At 50.3% G+C, this 20,711-nt stretch carries 14 protein-coding genes, 1 other RNA gene and 1 other annotated feature; of the genes, 4 read left to right on the forward strand and 11 right to left on the reverse strand.

Going from position 1 to position 20,711, the window contains the following annotated elements; all coding sequences use genetic code 11:
- Positions 1-32: 32 nt before the first annotated feature.
- Together EKM99_RS04710 and EKM99_RS04715 are read right to left on the reverse strand one after the other, a co-directional pair.
- The gene (locus EKM99_RS04710) at positions 33-1,502 is read right to left on the reverse strand and encodes a sensor histidine kinase (RefSeq protein ID WP_125581450.1); all 1,470 of its coding nucleotides are present in this window, start codon (positions 1,500-1,502) and stop codon (positions 33-35) included.
- A complete protein-coding gene (locus EKM99_RS04715) occupies positions 1,499-2,233 on the reverse strand; it encodes a response regulator transcription factor (RefSeq protein ID WP_125581452.1) in 735 nt (244 codons plus the stop codon). Before EKM99_RS04715 ends, EKM99_RS04710 begins: the two co-directional genes overlap by 4 nt.
- A 572-nt stretch (positions 2,234-2,805) precedes the next feature.
- Here EKM99_RS04715 and ssrA point away from each other — a divergent pair.
- Positions 2,806-3,176: a transfer-messenger RNA gene (gene ssrA / locus EKM99_RS04720) on the forward strand.
- 238 nt (positions 3,177-3,414) lie between these two features.
- Here ssrA and asnS read toward each other — a convergent pair.
- From asnS to EKM99_RS04735, 3 genes are all read right to left on the reverse strand, one after another.
- The gene (gene asnS / locus EKM99_RS04725) at positions 3,415-4,806 is read right to left on the reverse strand and encodes an asparagine--tRNA ligase (RefSeq protein WP_125581454.1); all 1,392 of its coding nucleotides are present in this window, start codon (positions 4,804-4,806) and stop codon (positions 3,415-3,417) included.
- Between the two features lie 383 nt (positions 4,807-5,189).
- Positions 5,190-6,821, reverse strand: a complete 1,632-nt coding sequence (locus EKM99_RS04730; protein ID WP_125581456.1) for an ATP-binding cassette domain-containing protein — start codon at positions 6,819-6,821, stop codon at positions 5,190-5,192.
- Positions 6,822-6,904: 83 nt separating this feature from the next.
- Positions 6,905-7,669 (reverse strand): HAD-IIB family hydrolase, encoded by a 765-nt coding sequence (locus EKM99_RS04735; protein WP_125581458.1) that lies wholly within the window; start codon positions 7,667-7,669, stop codon positions 6,905-6,907.
- Positions 7,670-8,089: 420 nt separating this feature from the next.
- Here EKM99_RS04735 and EKM99_RS04740 point away from each other — a divergent pair, with 420 nt between their 5' ends.
- Both EKM99_RS04740 and EKM99_RS04745 read left to right on the forward strand, forming a co-directional pair.
- Positions 8,090-9,199, forward strand: a complete 1,110-nt coding sequence (locus EKM99_RS04740) for an LPXTG cell wall anchor domain-containing protein (RefSeq protein ID WP_125581460.1) — start codon at positions 8,090-8,092, stop codon at positions 9,197-9,199.
- 371 nt (positions 9,200-9,570) lie between these two features.
- Positions 9,571-10,788 carry an LPXTG cell wall anchor domain-containing protein gene (locus tag EKM99_RS04745; protein WP_125581462.1) on the forward strand — a complete coding sequence of 406 codons (1,218 nt, stop codon included), beginning with the start codon at positions 9,571-9,573 and terminating at the stop codon, positions 10,786-10,788.
- 597 nt (positions 10,789-11,385) lie between these two features.
- Here the strand turns inward: EKM99_RS04745 and EKM99_RS04750 are convergent.
- From EKM99_RS04750 to EKM99_RS04775, 6 genes are all read right to left on the reverse strand, one after another.
- Positions 11,386-12,753: a M20/M25/M40 family metallo-hydrolase gene (locus EKM99_RS04750; RefSeq protein ID WP_125581464.1), complete on the reverse strand. Its 1,368-nt coding sequence runs from the start codon at positions 12,751-12,753 to the stop codon at positions 11,386-11,388.
- Between the two features lie 614 nt (positions 12,754-13,367).
- A complete protein-coding gene (locus EKM99_RS04755) occupies positions 13,368-14,990 on the reverse strand; it encodes a peptide ABC transporter substrate-binding protein (RefSeq protein ID WP_125581466.1) in 1,623 nt (540 codons plus the stop codon).
- 84 nt (positions 14,991-15,074) lie between these two features.
- Positions 15,075-15,312: a binding site (T-box leader), on the reverse strand.
- Between the two features lie 74 nt (positions 15,313-15,386).
- Positions 15,387-16,301, reverse strand: a complete 915-nt coding sequence (locus EKM99_RS04760) for a sigma factor regulator N-terminal domain-containing protein (protein ID WP_125581468.1) — start codon at positions 16,299-16,301, stop codon at positions 15,387-15,389.
- Entirely contained in the window at positions 16,294-16,779 is a 486-nt protein-coding gene (locus tag EKM99_RS04765) for an RNA polymerase sigma factor (RefSeq protein ID WP_164511521.1), read from the reverse strand. Before EKM99_RS04765 ends, EKM99_RS04760 begins: the two co-directional genes overlap by 8 nt.
- A 644-nt stretch (positions 16,780-17,423) precedes the next feature.
- A complete protein-coding gene (locus tag EKM99_RS04770) occupies positions 17,424-18,809 on the reverse strand; it encodes a class II fumarate hydratase (RefSeq protein ID WP_125581472.1) in 1,386 nt (461 codons plus the stop codon).
- Between the two features lie 491 nt (positions 18,810-19,300).
- A complete protein-coding gene (locus tag EKM99_RS04775; RefSeq protein ID WP_125581474.1) occupies positions 19,301-19,795 on the reverse strand; it encodes an alcohol dehydrogenase in 495 nt (164 codons plus the stop codon).
- A gap of 230 nt (positions 19,796-20,025) precedes the next feature.
- Here EKM99_RS04775 and EKM99_RS04780 point away from each other — a divergent pair, with 230 nt between their 5' ends.
- Positions 20,026-20,385 (forward strand): DUF1304 domain-containing protein, encoded by a 360-nt coding sequence (locus tag EKM99_RS04780; RefSeq protein ID WP_225419785.1) that lies wholly within the window; start codon positions 20,026-20,028, stop codon positions 20,383-20,385.
- The last annotated feature ends 326 nt before the right edge of the window (positions 20,386-20,711 follow it).

Genomic DNA, 20,711 nt, shown 5'->3' on the forward strand with positions numbered 1-20,711 from the left:
TGGATGGCCGCAAAATACCCCCGCGAACTCGGTTATTCCGTGGTTTTTGCGCGCTGCGAGTTGGTCTGATTCTGATCAGGGAAGATAACGGTAAAGGTCGTCCCGACCCCTTCCTTACTGGTAACACTGATTTTACCATGATGTAACTGGACCAGCTGATGAACGATGGACAAGCCTAAACCGGATTCGCCATACTTGGTATTCTTCCGTGAAGGATCGGCCTTGTAGTAACGTTCCCAGATGTTCTGCAGCTGTTCGTCGCTCATGCCCATCCCCGTGTCGGCGACTTTCACAATGGTCTCCTCGTAACCCCGTTGTGCGGAAATGGTAATCGTTCCCTGCTGGGTAAACTGAATGGCGTTCTGCGTGATGTTAAACATAATCTGCACAAACCGGTCGTAGTCGGCGTACACCGGAATTTCCTTAGGTGCCTGCAACTCCAACGCATCCCCCGAGTCATCGGCCTTTTGCTTCAGTTGCTCGACGATGTTATGAAGGGCATCAACCGCGTTAAACTCGTGCAAATTCAGTGAAATCTGGTTAGACCGAATCTTTTCGTAATCCAAGTTTTCGTTGACCAAGCGAATCAGCCGACTGGTTTCACTGCGCATCAGGTCGATGCTCTCTTCCTTGCTCTCCTCGGGAATGGCATCGTAAGCCAAGCCCTCCAGCAAGCCGTTGATGGTGGTCAGTGGCGTCCGCATTTCGTGAGATGCATTGGCCATGAATTCACGGCGGCGCTGTTCCTGTCGTTGAATCTCTTCTTGTGAATCTTTCAACGAGTGTGCCATACCATTAAAATCATTGATCAAGTCATCAATTTCATCGCGGTTACGACTGGCCATCTGGATATCGTAATTTCCTTTGGCAACTTGATTGGTAGCCTTTCGTAGCCGGTTGATTCGTGACGTGTAGTACCGCGCCAAAATGTAACTGGCCACAACCGCCACCAGGACGGACACCAGCAAGGCCCGAATCAGGTTGTGATTGATCTGATTCACGTTGGTATTGATGTCCGAAACGAAGGCCCCCATGACCACGACCGCCACTAACTTGTGGTTGTAGAAGTAGGGTTTCATCACTTCAGTCATTGCTGGACTGACCCGGCCATTCTTGTTGCGCACGCGCCGGTCAACGACTTTGTGAATGATTTGGTTTTTCTTTAATTTTTGCCAATCAGACTTATTGATAGCCTGTTGGTAGACGTTGGCTGGAAAAACAATTTTATTGGTCGCACTATAAATCGTAGTGCTGACCGCCTGATTCTGCAACAATTGCTCACTACTCTCAAGCGCAGTCGTATCAAATTGAACCGAGTTGGGTTTCTGTGAGCTAATTCGCAGCGATTGTTCAATCAGGCTATTTGAATATTTTTCCAGAGAATTCCAGGTGTTACTGTACACCATGTGGCGGGTCATCTGTGAATAGGATACCCCCATTATCACCAGAATAATCATAATCGCCGCAAAGAACCCTAACATCTGTTGATACATTAGTTTCATTGCTGATCTGCTCCACTATCATCAAATTTATAACCCACCCCCCAGACGGTTTGAATAATCTGCGGGCCAACCTTTTCAATTTTCTGTCGTAGTTTTTTAATGTGGGCGTCCACGGTCCGTTCGTCACCGTAATACTCGTAGTCCCAGACCAGCTGGAGGAGTTGTTCCCGGGAGAAGACCTGCCGTGGCTTCTGGGCCAGCGTCTTCAACAGGTCAAACTCTTTCGGGGTCAAATCCGCAATTTGCCGGTCGTTTAGGTAGGCCTCCCGCGTCTTGGTGTTGAGCTTAAAGTTCTCGGTCACCACGTCAAAGGCTTCGGTGTCGTTGATGGCATCGTCCTCAGATGGCTTAGAAACGGGGCCCAATTCTGCGCGCCGGTGTAGTGCTTTGATCCGGGCAATCAGCGTGATGGGACTGAAGGGCTTGGTGACGTAATCATCGGCGCCCATTTCAAGACCCAAGACTTGGTCACTTTCAGAATCACGGGCCGTCAACATGATGATCGGCACCGTGGGTGAAAGCTTGCGGATTTCAGCGCTGACCTGCATCCCATCCATACCGGGGAGGTTCAAGTCTAACGTGACCATATCCCACTCGTTGGGTGTGGCAGAGAACATGGCGACCGCTTCGTTGCCATCATAGGCGAACTGGGCGTCCCACTTTTCCTTTTTAAAAAACATGGACATCATTTGTGATACTGAATGGTTGTCTTCAATCATTAATAACTTCATTGCTACCTCCACTGATTCCTACGTTATCTGGATTCGGCGCCGGCAAAAAGTTAATAGGTCATAGTTATCCTGAAGTTAACAGGCTAATCAGAAATGGTCGTGATAGAACTATGAAGTTTCTGTAACTTTTCGCTGCTGACCCGGTTTAACTGTTTATTTGATTCGTAATCGCGGTTCGTCGTTGTCGTCAACTGGCTCTCAGGCCGTTCAACACTCACCGCTACGGTATCCCCGAATTTACGCTGTGGTTCTGACTGGAAAAGATGGCTATTCGGCTGACAATCAACACTTGAATAGACAGTCCTGGCGACCCACTAGCCATGAATGAACTCACTTCTGCCAGTATAAACTAATTTCCCAGTTTGAACTACTAGTCCCCGCTACCAACTGGCTGAAAAAGTAGCGTTACTTCATCACTGTGAGGTGCAATGATTCTCATCTCACCGGATACCTTCCATTATACCCTATCAAGCTTAAGGGAAGATACGCTGTTTGGCCAGTTTTAGCAGGCAGGCCGATTCAAATATTTTGCAGAAACGCTGAGGTATGGTACACTGTATCAGTATCGAAATGGGGCCGTTCTGGATTCGACTGGTATAGGTTGAAGCTTGACTGCGCGTCGTAGCGGCATCTACGTTAAAAGGTCCAGTTTATTATAACTGCAAAAAATAATAACAATTCTTACGCTTTAGCTGCTTAATAGGCGCTTAACGTAGATCCTCCTAGGCTTGCCCGCGGTCTAGATCTGGGTCCTAAATTTAACGGGCTTACGCTAACGGCTCCCACCTGAAGTACGTTAGAAGAGATGAATCAGGTTAGCTGAGTATGTGGGCCCTGACAGGCGGCAAGTTATTCAGTGAAACTTTAAGTAGTCTGCCTATGCGTGTAGACGTTAAGTTGGCAATATGCTAGGACGCGGGTTCGATCCCCGCCGGCTCCATAAATGACTCGTTAGCTGCGCGGCTAACGAGTTTTCTTTTACCCAATTTTCAGAAAAGACCAAACTTCAAAGTTCACGATTTCAAATACGGTCGAGAACTTTTTGGTTAGTTATTTCGACTGATTCAAACTCAGTTTAACGATTCAGTTCGTTCACCTGTTGAACGCAAAAAGAGTTGACGAGTGCTGGAAATCCAGCATTCATCAACTCTTTTCTAATGAACCACCTAATTCAAATAGCTCTAGAACTCAGCGTTACCCGGTGTCCGTGGGTAAGGGATCACATCGCGGATGTTCTCCATCCCCGTCACGTACATCAGTAGCCGTTCAAAGCCAATCCCGTAACCGGAATGTGGCGTTTCACCGTACTTCCGCAGGTCCAGGTACCATTGATATTCTTCTTGTGGCAAGTTGTGATCTTTGATCTTCTTTGCCATTTCAGCCTGACGTTCTTCACGTTGGCTCCCACCAATCAATTCACCGATGCGAGGGACCAACAAGTCAGCGGCGGCAACCGTCTTGCCATCGTCGTTGTCACGCATGTAAAACGCCTTAATTTCCTTAGGATAGTCCGTCAGGAAGGTTGGCCGTTTGTAGACCTGTTCACACAGGTAACGTTCATGCTCTGCCTGTAAATCCAGTCCCCAGTAGACGGGCACGTCGAATTTAACGGACGCCTTTTCCAGCTCCTCGATGGCTTGCGTGTAGGTAATCTGTGCAAACTTTTCGTCGCTGGTCTGGTGCAGACGGTTCAACAAGTCCTCATCCACAGCACCGTTCAAGAAGTCCAATTCATCCTTGGCATTCTCTAAGAGGTAGTCGACAACGTACTTCAACAGGCCTTCAGATTCATTGATAACATCTTGCAGGTCAGCGAAGGCCATTTCTGGTTCAATCATCCAGAACTCTGAGGCATGACGCGCCGTATGAGAGTTTTCAGCCCGGAAAGTAGGACCAAAGGTATAGACATCCCGTAAGGCTAAGGCAAAGGCTTCAACGGGGAGTTGACCACTCACCGTTAAGTTGGTTTCCTTCTTGAAGAAATCCTCGTGGTCATCCACCTTGCCGTCATCAGTCTTAGGCAGGTTGTCCAAGTCCAGCGTGGTGACCCGGAACATTTCGCCGGCCCCCTCGCTGTCGCTACTGGTGATGATTGGCGTGTTCACGTAGGTGAAGCCGTGACCCTGCAGGTATTGGTGAATGGCGAAGGCAGCCAATGAACGAATCCGGAAGACGGCGTAGAACGTGTTCGTCCGGGGCCGTAAGTGAGCCATCGTCCGCAGGTATTCATAGGAATGTTTCTTCTTTTGCAACGGATAATCGTTGTCGGAAGCCCCTTCCAGGACAACTTCTGTGGCGTGGACTTCTAAGGGTTGCTTGGCGTCCGGTGTATAAACGACCGTGCCGACCACCTTGATGGTTGAGCTTAAGGGCAACTTAGTCAATTCAGCGTAGTTGTCAATATCACTCTTCATGACAATCTGTGCGTTCTTAATCGTAGACCCGTCTCCCAGTTCGATAAAACCGACCCGCTTGGACCCCCGGACCGTTTTCACCCAACCATGTAGCACGATTTCTTCGCTCTCAGCAAAATGTGTTTTGCCAAATAAATCTCTCACTAAAACTTCTGTCATTGCGATTCTCCTTTTCTGAGCACTAAAAAAGACCCAACATCCCCATAAACAAGGGACGAAAGATCTTTCCGCGGTACCACCCAAATTGTTTTTTAACTCAAAACCAACTTTAAATAAGCGTACTAACATACGCTCCGCCTGATAACGTGGCGGCTCACGGCGCGGCCTACTCTCGTAATTTCAGCCTGCAACGAAAATGGGGTTAACCGCAACTGACAGTCGACTAAGCTCTCACTATCCTTAGCTCGCTATCTTGACGTAGCAGATTTGGTGTTGTCCATTTTAAGTGTTTTTAAAGTTATGCAACTGTTGATAGATTAGCACAAGTTTCGCCTAGTTACAACTGAAATTTCTTGCACCATCACGCGTTTCACCGGCCATTCTCACGTCAACCAATCTTCAAACTGGATAACCTCATCAAATAATCCCGCCGTTGCCTCGTGGGGGGTATGACTGATCATAATCAGGGTTAACGTTGGGTTCGTTAGTAAAAGTCGTTCAATCTTCACTGCATTACCCGCGTCCACAGCAGAGGTCCCTTCATCCAGTAGAATCACGGGCACATGCCGCAAAAGTCCCCGTGCCAACGCTAACCGTTGTAGTTGACCCCCTGACAAGTTCCGACCGCCCTCACCCACATTCTTGTCTAGAAATTTACGGCCAGTCCTTTCAGAGATGCACAACTTGGTCGCCAATAAGACCTGAATGAGTTCGTCATCAGAATAGTCATTGGTCAATACTAAATTACGGCGAACCGTTGTCGCCAACGCTTGGGGGCTCTGATCCAGGTACAAAATCCGGGTTCGCAACTGACTGACGGATAACGCTCGCATGGATTGCCCGGCAATCGTAATTTTCCCCGTGTAATTCGTCAGATAACCACCCAAGACTTTCAAAAAGGTCGACTTGCCGGAGCCGCTAGCGCCTAATATCAAATATTTTTTACCCGCAGCAAACTGATAAGTCACGTGTTGAAATACAGCTTGATCTGGCTGATAGCCGTAGCTTAAATCCTGTACTGTCAACGTCGGGGCTGGTGCAATAACACGTGACTGATGGGGATCGGAATTGCTTAGTGATTGCCGTTCTAAGGTGAATTTTGCAAAAATGGGCGCAACACCCCGAATCATTCCCAAATAATTACTCATGCTACCAAGATTGTTGAAAATATTTCCCGACAGGCTGCCAACAGCGCTGAGTGTCCCAATTGACACAATTTTGAAAATGGCTAACACACCACTCATACCGAGCAAAACAACTTGAGAAATAACGTTGCCTAGCAACCCGACTACCATAACTGAGCTTTGTGCACGCATCCGATTGACGTTGACCTGTTTCAGACTCTGCGAAGCCGCAACAATCTCCTGTTTCAAGAGCTTAAGTGACCGAAATGCATAGAGCAAATTGAACACCCCCAGCACACCTTGTGTTTGATCAACAAAGGCTTCATTGGCATGGGTTAGTTGTTGGTTAGCCTGCAGAACGCGCTTGTCAAAGATTTTGGGTGCCAAAATAATCAGTCCCGCCAGCCCCAATGCCGTGAGTGCCAGGCTCCAATGATAAGCAATCAACGTTATCAAGGCAAAAATCGTGCCAAAGATCCCCTGGACGACCGTAAAGTAGTTCTGCAACCCTTGAGTGTTGATTGTTTGAATGTCATTGTTGACCCAGGATTCGTAGACCCCTGTTGCCCGTGAATTGTAGGCTTCGTAATCCTTTTGCGTCAGAATATCCGCCAAGTCCTGTCGAATCGAAATGTCAATATCTTGAATCACCCGTTCCTGATAGACCGCACTGACATAGTTGACGGCCGCGATACCTATCCACGTGACCATCAAAAGACCAATCTTGAACAGGAACAACCCGCGTTCACCTTTAATCAAGGCATTCAAAATATCTGCATTCAGGACTGAGCCATAAACCACCAAGCCCTCAATGAGAATCAGTAGGCCCATTTCAATACTCACTGCCAGCCTGTGCTGACCTAAGTAGTGCCGCATACGACCATCCCCCATGTTACGAGAGATTATAGTCGCCAGCGGATGCTTTCGTGTGCTGACACCACTTAAGAAAGCGTAGTTAGCACGGTTGACTTAACCTAGGCCATGGACGTCCCCAAATCAGCTATTTGTGCAGCAATAGCCTGATTGCTGGGCGCACACGTGATTGTGGCCCGGGCACCCAGGTGTTGCAGCTGCGGTTTACTAGTTACCCAAACACTGGTACTGGCCCCGGCTAACATTTCAACGTCATTCTGGTCATTGCCAAACGCCACGTAGTCGGTCACACCTAGCCGTTGGAGAGCTGTGGCCTTGTTAATATTCTGAGCCGTAATGTCCAAATTACCTTCGCCGGCATAGGTGACCACTGACAGCGTCTTCCGGGCACTCAAAGTCGCTTGGAGCTCCGCCGCCTGGCGCGCAGGGAGGCCCAACAAAATAACCTTAACCGCCTGCTCAATCTTAGCCAATGACACTTTACGCGCTAAATTAGCCGGATCAATCCTCCCCGCCAGTGGATGTTCAACCGCCAATCTGGCCGCGTAATTCCACTGACCATCGACCACATAATCCAGATTTGCCTGAGCAATCACGCCCCTTAGCCGGCAAAAGTCGGCTGTTAAAATCGGGGCAACGACTTCGACCACACCGTGATGCGCCACCAAAGCACCGTTGGCCCCAATCAATTGGGCCTGCTGGAACCCGGGCACCATGGGCAACAGGTCGCGAATGGGTCTGGCTGATGCAAAGATGATACGGTGCCCTAAGGCGACTAACCGCTGAATGGCCGTCAAAATTTCTACTGCAATTTGTTTCCCGTCAAAACTGAGTGTGCCATCAACGTCAAATACAAAAGTTTTCATCCCACACGCCCCCAAATTTTAGTTCTGTAAGGCTAAGATTAACATGCCAATTCGTCCTTGAAAACCATTATCGTGGCTATCCCCCAAGCAACCCACGATGCAGATAATTGGCGATTATAGTCGTTTTTCGCCACAACATTTTGTCTTAGAAAATAGCCCGGCGCAAAATTAAGCGTGGCGATGCGGCATCAGATCAGCTTCCGGTGTGGTCTGTCTGTATCCGCAACCCATGCCATTTGTCCATTACTTACTCATAAATCCGTTCACCCCCACGACAGCCGGACCAATTTCTGCTGACATGACAAGCTTTCTGCAGTGTTTACCCAATTAACGAACGAACATTTCAGGCAAACATCAAGCCTATAAAAGTGTTAACTTATGTGTGCTGAGGAGGAAGAATTTGAATAGGAGGAATCAATTATGCAAAGAGCTTGGCGAATTAGTCTGTTGGCCGCATCTAGTTTATTAGCACTGGTATTCTTTAGTGCTCCAACTGTCGCTCATGCTAAAGTCTTGGTGGGAAATGGTTTGGACGAACCAAACGCAACGATTACGGATAAGCGCGGAAAAGTTTACTCACACACGGAAGTTCTCAATAAAGAGACGACCTACATTGTGAAGTACAAATGGAGCATTGACCGGTCCATTGCCATCACGGCTGGTGACACGATGCATTTCTATTTGCCACACAACATCTACATGCCTGTCGATGCCGCATTTCCAATGTCCAATGGGGCCTACAAAACTGGTGACGTCACGGTACCAAAGGGCTCCTACATTGGGACTGTGACCTTTAACAATGTCCTTTCAAACACCTCTATCATTCGTTCAGGGTTCATCGCCCTCTACGTCAGCGGCGCTGGCGAAGAATACGGCGGCGAGAACCCTGGTGGGGAGAACCCTGGCGGCGAAACGCCTGGTGGGGAGAACCCTGGTGGTGAAAACCCTGGCGGCGAGAACCCTGGCGGCGAGAACCCTGGCGGTGAAACGCCCGGTGGTGAAAATCCCGGTGGTGGCAGCACTCCTGGTGTAACGAATCCTGGTGGTGGCGGTAACACCGGTGGCGAGAACCCTGGCGGCGAAACCCCTGGGATTGAAGGCCCTGGTACTGAAGTTCCCGGTGTTGGTACCGAAACGCCTGGTGTGACGAATCCTGGTACTGAAGGACCTACCAACGAATTGGTACCCGGCACCACTAACCCTGGCAAACCAAGCACTAACAAACCAGGTGTCTCCGTTCCCGCAATTTCTGGCGGATCCGGTAACAATATTTCGGGTGCCAATGCAACCTCAACGCAAAAGCCTGGGGTCGCTGCATCTCAGAATCAACAATCAGTAAAGCCTTCCGTTGCAGCTAGTCAAGCTGACAATGGCTCTCAAGCCGCTGCGGCTTACACCAACGCTGGCAGTTCGACCTTACCGCAAACAAACGAAAAATCTAACACAAGTTGGGCAGTTCTTGGACTCGGCCTCTTAGGCCTCAGTCTAGGTGCTGGCTACTACGAACTCCATCAGCGAAAGGAACGTTAGCCTAAACTAACGATGAGGACCACCGGCGCCGTACCAGCGGCCCTCTCCTTTGAAACGACTGTTCATGGGCACACCACTATTGCACCATAGCTTTTATCATCGCTAACCGATCCGTGAACAATTAATGGCCGCCACAAACTAATCCGGCATTGCCAGTCTGCCCCTTAGGCTTCAGGAATTCCCTTGAACCTGTCAATTAATTTCCCTAAAAGTCGTTCTCCCCCACGGCCAGTTCACGCCTCATTCCCGCAATAGCAACCTTTTCACACCGTTCAATCAGTTAACGAACGAACCTACTTATTAACGACTGAGCTGATAACCATGTTAATTTATGGGTGCCGAGGAGAGAATTTGAACTAGGAGGAATGAAAATGCGGAAATTTTTACAAGTCGGCGTGTTAACTGCCTCGAGCTTATTTTCAATGGCACTATTAGGAAATCCAATCGTGGGTGAAGCTAAAACCATTCCAGCTTCCGGTCTAAATGAATCAGATGCGACCATCGTTGATAAAGCTGGCAAGGTCTATACTCACAGCGAGGTGCTCTCACCTACAGTGCGCTACACCGTTAAATACAAGTGGGCCATCGAGAATGGAATCACAATCAACGACGGTGACACGATGTACTTTTATTTACCCCTCAACGTTTACGTGCCTAAAGATGCGAGCTTCTCACTGATTTCGACATCCTTAATTGGAAAAGCTGATACTATTGGAACCGCTTCGGTCCCTAAGGGCACTCACGTTGGGACTGTCACCCTCAATAATGTCTTGAACAGCAAAGATGTTATTCGGAAAGGTTACATTAACCTCTATGTCAATGGCTACGAGGACGAAAATACCGGTGGCGAAACTCCCGGTGGTGAGAACCCCGGCGGTGAAACTCCCGGCGGTGAGAACCCTGGCGGTGAAACTCCCGGCGGCGAAACTCCCGGTGGCGAAACTCCCAGTGGTGAGAACCCCGGCGGCGAAACTCCCGGTGGTGAGAACCCCGGCGGTGAAACTCCCGGTGGTGAAAACCCTGGCGGCGAAAACCCTGGCGGCGAAACTCCCGGTGGTGAAACTCCCGGTGGCGAAAACCCTGGTGGCGAAAAGCCTGGGATCGAAGGCCCTGGTACTGAAGTTCCCGGCGTCGGTGGCGAAACTCCCGGTGTCACGCCACCAACTAATCCTGGAACAACCAACCCAGGAACCACTACCCCGGGAACCACTGCCCCGGGAACATCCACTCCCGGTAATGAAGAAGTTCCTGGCAAGCCTGGCGTAAACGTTCCTGTTGTCAATGGCGGCTCTGGCAGTAATATTACCGGTGCCAACACGACCAGCACGAGTGCTTACAAACCATCCACATCGGTCAACAAGCCTGGCGTCGCCGCAACTCAGCAGCAACAGCCAGCCAAACCTTCCGTTGCGACGAACAATGCTGTCGCTAGCGCCAACACTGCGGCCACAAGCAGTCAGCCTGCAAAGCACACCCTGCCACAAACGAATGAACAATCGGACAGCGGCTGGGCAATGCTCGGCTTAAGCCTCTTAGGATTTGGTTTGGGCTTCGGCTTGCACGGTCTGCGTCGTCGCAAGCAACAATAAGTGCATGAAGTTGTGAGGACCACTGAACAGAATTCAGTGCGCCCTCGCACTTTCCCCCATACTTAATGGATACCCCAACTCAGTCGCTAAAGTCTTTAGACAACCAAACGTTTACAGCGTCTGGGTTCGATCCAAACGTATCTCTACATGAGACGACTCTCTACCCCACAAAAAGACGGTCAGAATCACTCCGGACCGCCTACATTTACGTTTTATTTATTTGTCCCGAAAAAATAATGACATCGTAAGGATACCTATCCCAATATCGGCAACACTGCCTAATCCCACCGGATCACCTTTCGCCAAATTCAGGCCGCGAACAGTAAGTGTAGTCAAACATAGCCAATCCAGTGCTGATGCCGTCAATCTCATGTTGGAGACCAATCCTAACCGGAGGCGGACAGAGATGCCGGTAGCTGTGTCGACGGCGTTATCTGAGTGATTTTCTCAAGTTACGCCGTGGGACGTGTTTGGAGACTGACGACCTTTGGCAGGCTTCAAACCGAGCCGGAGGACCGCCCCTTAGGCCGCAGGCGGTCCCCACAGCAGCCGGAATCTCTGGCAGCCGCAGGTGGCAATTCTTATGCCTTCACCCTGCTAGCTGATACCAAATGCTTGCAGGACCTTTGCCGTGTACAGCACATCCTGCTGGTAATCAGCCACTCGTACATTCTCGTTCGGTGCGTGAGGACCAGACCCCGCCCAAGTGGCGCCGAAAGCCACGATCGGTGTATGCAACGCTTCATAGAACGGCGCTTGTGGCCCGGTACCAGCCGCATTCGGCACCAATTTCACCCGCTCGCCGTAGACCTGCTTGGCGGTCGCAACTGCCGTCTGAACGAATGGATCCGTCAAGTCAGAACGAAACGGCTTTTCGCCCAGGAGATACGTGACCTTAACGTCCGCAAAGCCATTCCGGTCAAGCTGTCCCTGAATCAATTTAGCCATTTTTTCCGGTTGTTGGTTGGGGACTAACCGACAATCCAACTTGGCCTTGGCGAAATTCGGCAAGACCGTTTTGACGCCATCCCCTTCGTAGCCGCTACTCAGGCCATTGATGGTCATCGTGGTGGCGTTCACCAGCGCTGTGACGGGATCTGTTGTGACTAGTGGCCGTTTCAATCCAAAGTTTTGCCGCGTGGCCGTTTCGTTGAACGCCAAGGCTGCGATGGCTTGTTGCTCCACCGGGGTTAATGCTCGAACGTCGTCGTAGAAGCCGTCAACCAGCACCTGATTGTCCGGTCCCCGCAATGAGGCGAGCGCCTGCGTCAACCGCCACGCCGCGTTGTCCGCGTAAGCTGCCAGTGACGAGTGCAGGTCGTTGTCCGCGGTCTGCACGCTAATTTCAAAGCTCATGATTCCCTTGACGCCACAGGTGACGTTAAAATTCTCATCCGCATCCTTACCGCCAGTCTCCCACACCAACCCGTCGGCCGCTAAATCTGCCGCGTGTTGCCGCACCATCGGCTCGATGTGGCCACTCCCAATTTCTTCCTCACCTTCGACGATAAATTTCAAATTGCAAGGCAGTCCGCCACTGTTCTGCAGGGCCTTGACCGCAGATAAACGGGCCATCAGCTCACCCTTATCATCGGACACGCCCCGGGCCACGTACTTGCCGTCGACCGTGGTCAGTTGAAACGGCGCCGTTTGCCATTCATCTAGCGGTTCCGGTGGCTGGACGTCGTAATGATTATAGAACAAGAGCGTCTTGTTGGCATTGCCATTTGGTCCCGCGGCCAACGTCGCAAAGACAAACGGGTTACTGCCGGCAACGTCCCGCCAAACGGTAACCTTAGCTCCCAATTCGCTAAAGGCCTGTTCCAAAAACGCCACGGTCTCCGGAATCCCCCGTTTCTGGGCGGAGACCGTTTCTAGGCTTAGATAATCGGCCAATCGGGCGTAATCCGCGGTTAAAGCTTGATCTATGGCGGCTTGTAAAGCTGCTGTTGTTGTTTCTGTCATGTAACCACTCCTTTTTATCATCTCTAAAAAGTTAAAAAATTATCGGTATTCTTACTACATAGTTGAGACATACCACTACAACATTGACAACCTTTCTGGCCCTGCAGGTTTGCTGATCGTCAAATTTAGGCCGGAGCTCTGTGGTCAGGACACCAGCAGCCTTTGACGCGGTCTGCCAGCTAGCTTTGAACCGCCCGAACTCAGTTTCAGCGTTGCCATTTTCCCGAAAAACTAGTATGAAGAATCCCACGTCTGAGCCTAAATTCGACGCGCTCACGCCTACATGGACCATGACCAATTAACGTAAACGAACGTCGCCATCCAGCGATAATTACAGCAACTTGATTTCACGAAACAAGCATAACCGGAGGAGGCCAGAGGTGGAGGCAGCAGTGGCGACAGTGTTAGCTGGGAACCAGCTTACAGCGTGGGACGTGTTTGGAGACTGACGGTCTTGGTCAGGCTTCAAACCGAGTCGGGGGCCGCCCCTCAGGCCGCAGACGTTCCCCATCTCTGGCAGCCGCAGGTGGCAATTCTCAACTGATCTCATGGATTGAGCCTTGGTTAACCAGGCCTTGCTAGATGCTTTTACACTTTCGGCATTTGCCTAACATTTATTTCCAGTAAGCGTAACGATATTGTGCGGCCGTGCTAAAGGTGGAATACGTGATGCCACCCACCTTGCTGCTGACCAGGTTCACCTGTGCTTGCTGGTACAACGGATTGAAGACGCCAAGCTTGGACAACCGTTGACTGGCCGCCTTCAACAGTGCGAAGCGCTTCTTGGCATTGGTTTCCGTTTGCGCAGCTAGCATCAGCTTGTTGTACTGCTTGTCGACGTAATTCGAGAAGTTCACGGAATTGCCCTTCATGAACAGGTCAAGGTCAGTCGTGGGATCCGGTTCATCCCCGGTCCAACCGAACGTAGAAACGTCAAAGCTGCCCTTGAACATTTTGTTGATCTGTTGGGTCAGTGGCATCGACGAAATCGTCACGGTCAACCCCGGCATGTCCTTCTCCCACTGGCTTTGGATGTACTCCGCCACATTCTTGGAACCGTCGGAGTCGTTGGTCAACAGTGTGATGTTAAATTTACTGCCGCCCAATTCTTTTTTAACCTTGGCCCACAGCTGCTTGGCTTTGGCGTCATTGTGTTGCGTGTAGTTACCCGTGCTGACGGCGAAGTCCTTGCCGTTGTTCGGATCCTTGGCAACGCCCTGGGCAACCATGTTCTTCAGTGGCACGGAGCCATCTTGATTGACCTTCGTGGTCAGCACCTTCCGGTTGATGGCCAGGCTGGCCGCGGTCCGGAAATTCTGGTTACCGCCCAGCTTGGTCTTGGTGTTGAAGTACTGCAGAGAAACGGCGGTCGTTAAGGTTTTACGCATCTGCTTTTTTAATTTGGCATTGTTCGCCGTTCCCGTCACCGTTGTGCCAGAGATTTTGGTTTCCTGAACTTTCCCGGCGGCAAATAATTTTTCAGCCGTCGAGTCGGTCTTCACGACCTGAACGTTGATTTTCTTGATCTTAACGCTCTTGGCACCGTAGTATTTCGCGTTCTTTACGTATTCCCAGTTGTCCTTGGTCCCGTTCCACTTCTTCAAAACGTAAGGACCGTTGGCAGCCACTCTGTTTGAGTTTGTCCCGTACTTGGCGCCGTACTTCTTCACCAGCGTCCGGTTGACGGGTAAGTATTCAGTCGCAGCTTCGTAGTTGAACGATGGATTCTGACGACTTAAATTAATTTGGAGCTTATATTTGCCAATCGCTTTGACGCCCAATGCTGAGGGTTGCTTGGTCCCCTTTTGAATCGCATCGTAGTTCACAAACGTCGCAAATCGGTTGGCATACTGGGCCTTGGTCGTGGGATCGACCTGGCGGCGGAAAGACTCGACGAAATCCTGGGCCGTGACTTGATCGCCGTTACTCCACTTGGCGTCGTGCCGGAGTGTGGACGTGTAGGTTTTCCCATTGTTCGTGGGGGTCGCAATCTTGGTAGCAATCGCCGGGACCACCTTGCCGTTCTTATTCTGGCGGTACAATCCTTCCGTGGTCTGCTTCATCATGTAAAAGGAGTACGCGTCGGTTGCCTTGTTGGGGTCAGCCGTCTGTAGCTCGGATGGCATGGTCACGTTCAACGCTTTGTTCTGGCTGGTTGCGCTCTTACTGGCGCCACAGCCGGCTAAGGTGCCCATCACCACTAGTCCTAACAATCCTAATCCAACTCTTTTATCCATCGAATCCCTCCAAACTTCCAAAATTTTAATTCTGCACTAGTTGTCGCGGTAAACAAAAAGCGCCCTCAACAGAATTCTCCTGCTGTTAAGGGCGCTCAACACGCGGTACCACCTCATTTACGACTTAAAGTCGTCACTTCACGAACTGCCCGAGACAATTCGTGCGCACGATAATGGGTGCCACCAACGTAGCTACTAGAAAAAATTCTTTCACTACTTCACTCCGAAGTGAGTTTCAATTGGCCGTCTGTCTCCCCTCACACCAAACGGGAGTCGCTAATCAGTACCGCACCAATCTAATCGTCTTCATCAACGCTAATTATTTACCTGCAATCTAGCTTGGAGATAAGATTAGACTTTGATGAGAAATAAGTCGAGAACTTTTTAATTGAATTTTCATTTTATGCCGGTCCGGGGTTGAAAATACCCCACCGAACTCGCATCCAGCCAGTTTGCTTGGACTAATGGCTTGAATGCCTCACTGTTCCCCGTCACAATGACTCCAGAAAATTTAGCCTCGTTCAACTGTGGGTAACGCTTGATAAACCTGTTCGCACAAGCCATGACATTAAAGTTGTTAAAAGTCATCATGCCACTCGGCACCGACCGCACCTCTTTGCGAAACCACTTGTAGGTTGCAGTCGTTGGTTGGTGATTGCCGTCCGCCTGAATCCCCACAAAGTTATTGTCCATGACGGTGGCGTCGGCTTTGCCAGAAACTCCCGCCCAGTACCAGTTGGCATGGACGCCAGCTGGCAGTTTAGCCTGAATTTGCTTTAAAGTTAGTGGTTGCTTGAAGGTCAGGGCCACCTCCGCGCGGTAGTTCTTCTGCCGGACAACCTGGCGAACCTCTTGCGCCCGCTTCACCTCCGGCTTGGCCACGTTCACGTTGTAGAACAGCGGAATCTTCTGCTGCGTATCCCGGTCATAGGCGGCCGTCGTCGTGGTATCCGTGGTGTTAAACGCGTTCGCATTGCTCCCCAACATCCAGGTATACGGTGCCCGGTTTTCTGACCAGGCAATCCGGGCGCCATCAATGTCCTTGTAACGGTGACTGACCAGGGTTCCACCAAAGAAATCGCTGTTCTGCAAGTACTGATCACTGATTTGAATATTGGGCGACAAGACCGTATTGACCAATTCAAACGACCGGTTGGCCTCATCCGACGCTGCTTGTGATTTCACCCGCGTCATCTGGATAAACGCAGCGCCTAATCCAATCACCACCGCAACAATCAAGCCGATGGTGATTAACCACCGCCGCCATTTCACCCGGCGTGCTAACTTTTCAAACTGCTGTCCCTCATTCATTCTGCTCACTCCTCAATATTTTCTCTAACTTATGGTGTACCCGGTGGAGCCGCATCTTGACGGATGAGGCTTTGATGCCTAACCGTTGCGCAACCTCAGCGATTGGCAACTGCTGGTCGTACCGTAAAACCAACAGGTGCCGCTCCTTCGTCGATAATTTGGCCAGGGCCGGCCCCAAGTCATCCCCGATTGGTGGCTGTGGCTGGGCGGTCGTCATTTCTGGCCGCAAGTATTTTTGAACTAAATCCCGATAACGTTGGCTACGCCGGTACTGATCCAGGTACGTTGACCAGGCCACCCGGTACATATAGGGCCGCAACTTGTCCGGCGGCAATACCAACTCCATTTCCAATATTTTAACGAAGACATCTTGGACCACGTCCTCGGCCGTCTCCCACTGTGCCCCTCTACTGATCAGGTAGCGTTGCAGTTCAACGGCGAGCTCGGTGACAATTTTCTGATAGTCGTGTAGCTGCATGCTGACCTCCTCCCTCACAGAGATAACGAACGAACACGGCAAAAGTAACATTTTTTTCTGAAATAGATGCTTAGCCGCATTATACCGGATGCTGGCAGCTATTGAAATACGGCTAAAGATTGCATGGTTCAGCTAACAGAGATTAATACGATTAAACTGATTGCTAATTGCCACCTGCGGCTGCCAGAGATTCCGGCTGCTGTGGGGACCGCCTGCGGCCTGAGGGGCGGTCCTTCGACTCGGCTTGAAGCCTGCCAAAGGTCGTCAGTCTCCAAACACGTCCCACGGTGTAAGCTGGTTCCCAGCTAACACCGTCGACACAGCTGACTCCACCTCTGGCCTCCTCCGGTTAAGGTTGGTACTTCAATAAAATATTGATGCGGTCATCGCTGAGCTGGCAACGTTTGGCCACAATCATTGGTCGTCGTCTATTTGGCAACTGGTCGGCAGTTCTAACTAACGTTATTGCAACTTGGGATTACTCCCCTTACAATTCTGCAGGTTATGCCTGTCTTACCGACTTCACCCGAAAAATACTGAATATCAAAAAAGCCATGACAACCGCCACGGCCTTAGTAAATCTTCTACTACGAAAACACCGATCAAAGCCTGTCAACAATCATTCATCCCAAGCCTACAACCGATCACTCTGGCCGATCAATATTCGTCATCGCCAATGGATTGACCCACTGATCGAATTGTTCCGCCGTCACGTCGCCTGACTTGATGGCGGCCTCCCGCAACGTCCAGCCATTCTTTTCAGCTGCCTGGGCAATCGTCGCGCTGGTGTGGTAACCAATGTGGGGCGACAATGCGGTCACCGTCATCAGAGACTGGTCGAGCAACGCCGTCATCCGTTCCTGATTGACCGCCAAGCCGTGCACGAGTTTATCCGCAAAGCTTTGGATGGTGCCAGTCAGTAAATCCGTCGATTCCAAGAACGTCGCAATCAAGACTGGCTTGTAGACATTCATTTCAAAATTACCTTGGGAGGCGGCAACCGTGATGGTGACGTCGTTGCCCATCACCCGCGTCGCCGCCATCGTCAAAGCTTCCGCCTGGGTCGGGTTGACCTTCCCTGGCATGATCGACGACCCGGGCTCGTTGGCAGGAATCGTCAATTCACCGTATCCCGCGCGCGGCCCGCTAGCCAGGAAGCGCACATCATTGGCAATCTTCATAAGATCACTCGCCAACGTCTTCAGCGCACCGTGAACCACGTTTAACCCGGAGTGTGCGGCCAGCCCAAAAAATTTGTTGGTTTTGGCTGTAAATGGCTGGCCGTATGCCTGGCTCAGCTGTTCTGCGACCGCAACGTCGAAGCCAGGCGCCGCATTCAGACCGGTCCCCACCGCGGTGCCACCGATTGGCAACTCCAGTAGGGTGTCCTGCAAAGACTTCAGGTAGTCTAAATCGTGTTGGAGCATGCTCACCCAGCCGCTGATTTCCTGGCCGACGGTTAACGGCGTGGCGTCTTGTAAATGGGTCCGCCCAACTTTGACAACGCGCCAAAATGCCGTTTGTTTGGCCATCAACTCGTCAATGAGATGCTGGGTTGCGGTCAACAAGGGTTGTAGTGCCAGGCGCGCTGTGATTGCCATTGCCGTGGGAAAGGTGTCATTGGAGCTCTGACTGTGATTGACATCATCGTTTGCCAGCACGCCGCTGGTCGGATCCAGCTTAGCCGTCTGGTGCGCAATAACTTCGTTGACGTTCATGTTGGTCTGGGTCCCCGACCCCGTCTGGTAAACGTGCAATGGAAAATCTGCCTGTAAGCGTTCGTCCGACAAAGCCAGCAACGCATCAGCCGCCTGGATAATCAAAGTCGCTTTGGCTTCCTGAATCTCACCTAAATCACGATTGGCCACCGCGGCAGCCCGTTTCAACTGGAGCAACGCCCGAATCAGGGACAGCGGCATCAGCGGTCCGGTAGTAAAGTTGTGCCGACTCCGCTCCGTCTGAGCGCCCCACAACGCGGTCGCCGGAACTTTAACGCTGCCCAGCGTATCTGCTTCTTCTCGATAATCCATGTCGTCTCTTCCTCTCAAAATGGCCGTTTGCGAAAACAATACCTTTGCCTGTCATTCTAGCATAACAGCAACCAGGTAGGAAAACGTGGGCAACATCTTCTAACTCTGCCGGCTTACCGATCGCAGAATTTAGGCTGGAACGCTGTGGGCAGGACGGCCCAAGCCAAAGAGCGGTCTTGGATCTCGCTTTAAACCGCCTAACCCGCGTTTCAAAGTCGCCATTTTCCAAGCAGAGCACATGGGAAATCCCATGGCTGAGCCTAAATTTGGCTCACTCACGCCTACATAGGCTGTGAACAATGACAGTTGTGGTAATCACGTCAACGTATGTGGAAAAAAAGATTGTAACCGGAGTCTCTGGCAACCGCAGGTGGCTGGTCCCGACTAATTTAGAATCTTTGTTCCATGTTATGTTGCACCAAAAAAGTCGTTCCCATTAGCTGGTGAACGACCGGTTTGGCTTCTATTTCTGTGCTGGTTAACTTGCTGATTTAGCCTTCAGCAGAGGCTTTTAAATTCAAATTGTCATTTTTTGCCAATTGTTGTTCTGCCTGTTTCCGGGCAGCAACGGCATCATAAAAATCTGTAAAAGTCTGGTTTAAGATATACCGACCATGGTAGAATAGGCGTGCGGCCCATTTACCTGAGCGTTTGTCGAAGCTCACGCCGATCACACCTGAAATGTTACGGGAACTAATCTTGGTCAGTGCCGCAACGTTGCTACCATTAACTAATGGCAGATTCATGGCATTTCCGATTTGGCTACGCGTACGGGGATCCTTGGTCAACCGGGCCTTACTGATGTCACGCCGGTAGCAACCGCAACTCACGGTAATCCCGTGACGAAGACGATAGCTATCAACTGTTACCAGGTTTCCACAGTTACATTTACACAGCCACGTAGCGTTCCCGTTCTTGGCGGTGCCGTCCCGACGAATAACCGTCAGTCTGCCGAATTGTTGTCCACTTAAGTCTAGGAGTCTCATGGGTAATTCCTCCATTCGTAATTTGGTAAATCCTTCTGTGACGCCATTCTCCCCGTGAATGACCCAGGTGGTCCTGGTAAAAATATCCTCACTTAATTATTCTACACGCCAAACTAAAAATTAGCTTAAAGTTTCAAAGATTATTGTTCCGAAGACTAATTACCCACAGCGTTATTCCAGTACCACTATACTAATTCAGATAGAAGAAGGCAATTATAATGATTATAATTTTGACAATCTTAATTTATTTTGTGGCCATTGAACATTTGGGCATCATGGGCTTAGAAATGTTTGGCTCCCCGGAAACGCAGTCGAAAGCATTTGGTATGCCGCTGTCCTTCGTTCATCAAGCACCTGCTAAAGCCGCACTGGGCAACATGGGCATCTATAATGGTATGTTGGGCGTCACGCTTCTGCTCAGCCAATGGCTGTTGACCGGCCAGCCCCGTGCCATTACCACCGCCTTACTGCTAGTGTACATTGTGATTGTTGCGATTTATGGAAGTTTATCCGTCAAAAAATCAATTTTTTGGCTACAGGGAATGCCGGCATTAGTGACGTTTCTCGTTTTACTAACGCAATTAGTTTAAGTGAATCTTTAAATTTGTTGTTTACAGACCCTCGCTGCAACGTTATAATGGGGGTATATATTCAGGTGAGAGCCTGCCACGGGACTTCAATCGTTGGAGGAGTTAATTGACATTTAGCCATTATTAACACCGTTGGAGCCGTACACATACTTCTATTCTGCTGGTTGCGTCTAATCGTAACTAGCTTTTTTTGTGCATAAAAATAAAAAAGCGGATTCTAGACAACTCGTCCAGAATCCGTTTTATTATGGTTCTATGTCAACTGTTGTTGGTAATTCCATTTATAAAATTGTCTAATCCTTTGAGATTAGGCAATTTTTTTTGAG

Source organism: Levilactobacillus cerevisiae (assembly GCF_003946245.1).
GTDB lineage: Bacteria > Bacillota > Bacilli > Lactobacillales > Lactobacillaceae > Levilactobacillus > Levilactobacillus cerevisiae.

Coding starts and splice junctions, on each gene's coding strand:
- EKM99_RS04710 (WP_125581450.1), bottom strand. CDS start 1,502: ATGAAACTAATGTATCAACAGATGTTAGGGTTCTTTGCGGCGATTATG.
- EKM99_RS04715 (WP_125581452.1), bottom strand. CDS start 2,233: ATGAAGTTATTAATGATTGAAGACAACCATTCAGTATCACAAATGATG.
- asnS (WP_125581454.1), bottom strand. CDS start 4,806: ATGACAGAAGTTTTAGTGAGAGATTTATTTGGCAAAACACATTTTGCT.
- EKM99_RS04730 (WP_125581456.1), bottom strand. CDS start 6,821: ATGGGGGATGGTCGTATGCGGCACTACTTAGGTCAGCACAGGCTGGCA.
- EKM99_RS04735 (WP_125581458.1), bottom strand. CDS start 7,669: ATGAAAACTTTTGTATTTGACGTTGATGGCACACTCAGTTTTGACGGG.
- EKM99_RS04740 (WP_125581460.1), top strand. CDS start 8,090: ATGCAAAGAGCTTGGCGAATTAGTCTGTTGGCCGCATCTAGTTTATTA.
- EKM99_RS04745 (WP_125581462.1), top strand. CDS start 9,571: ATGCGGAAATTTTTACAAGTCGGCGTGTTAACTGCCTCGAGCTTATTT.
- EKM99_RS04750 (WP_125581464.1), bottom strand. CDS start 12,753: ATGACAGAAACAACAACAGCAGCTTTACAAGCCGCCATAGATCAAGCT.
- EKM99_RS04755 (WP_125581466.1), bottom strand. CDS start 14,990: ATGGATAAAAGAGTTGGATTAGGATTGTTAGGACTAGTGGTGATGGGC.
- EKM99_RS04760 (WP_125581468.1), bottom strand. CDS start 16,301: ATGAATGAGGGACAGCAGTTTGAAAAGTTAGCACGCCGGGTGAAATGG.
- EKM99_RS04765 (WP_164511521.1), bottom strand. CDS start 16,779: ATGCAGCTACACGACTATCAGAAAATTGTCACCGAGCTCGCCGTTGAA.
- EKM99_RS04770 (WP_125581472.1), bottom strand. CDS start 18,809: ATGGATTATCGAGAAGAAGCAGATACGCTGGGCAGCGTTAAAGTTCCG.
- EKM99_RS04775 (WP_125581474.1), bottom strand. CDS start 19,795: ATGAGACTCCTAGACTTAAGTGGACAACAATTCGGCAGACTGACGGTT.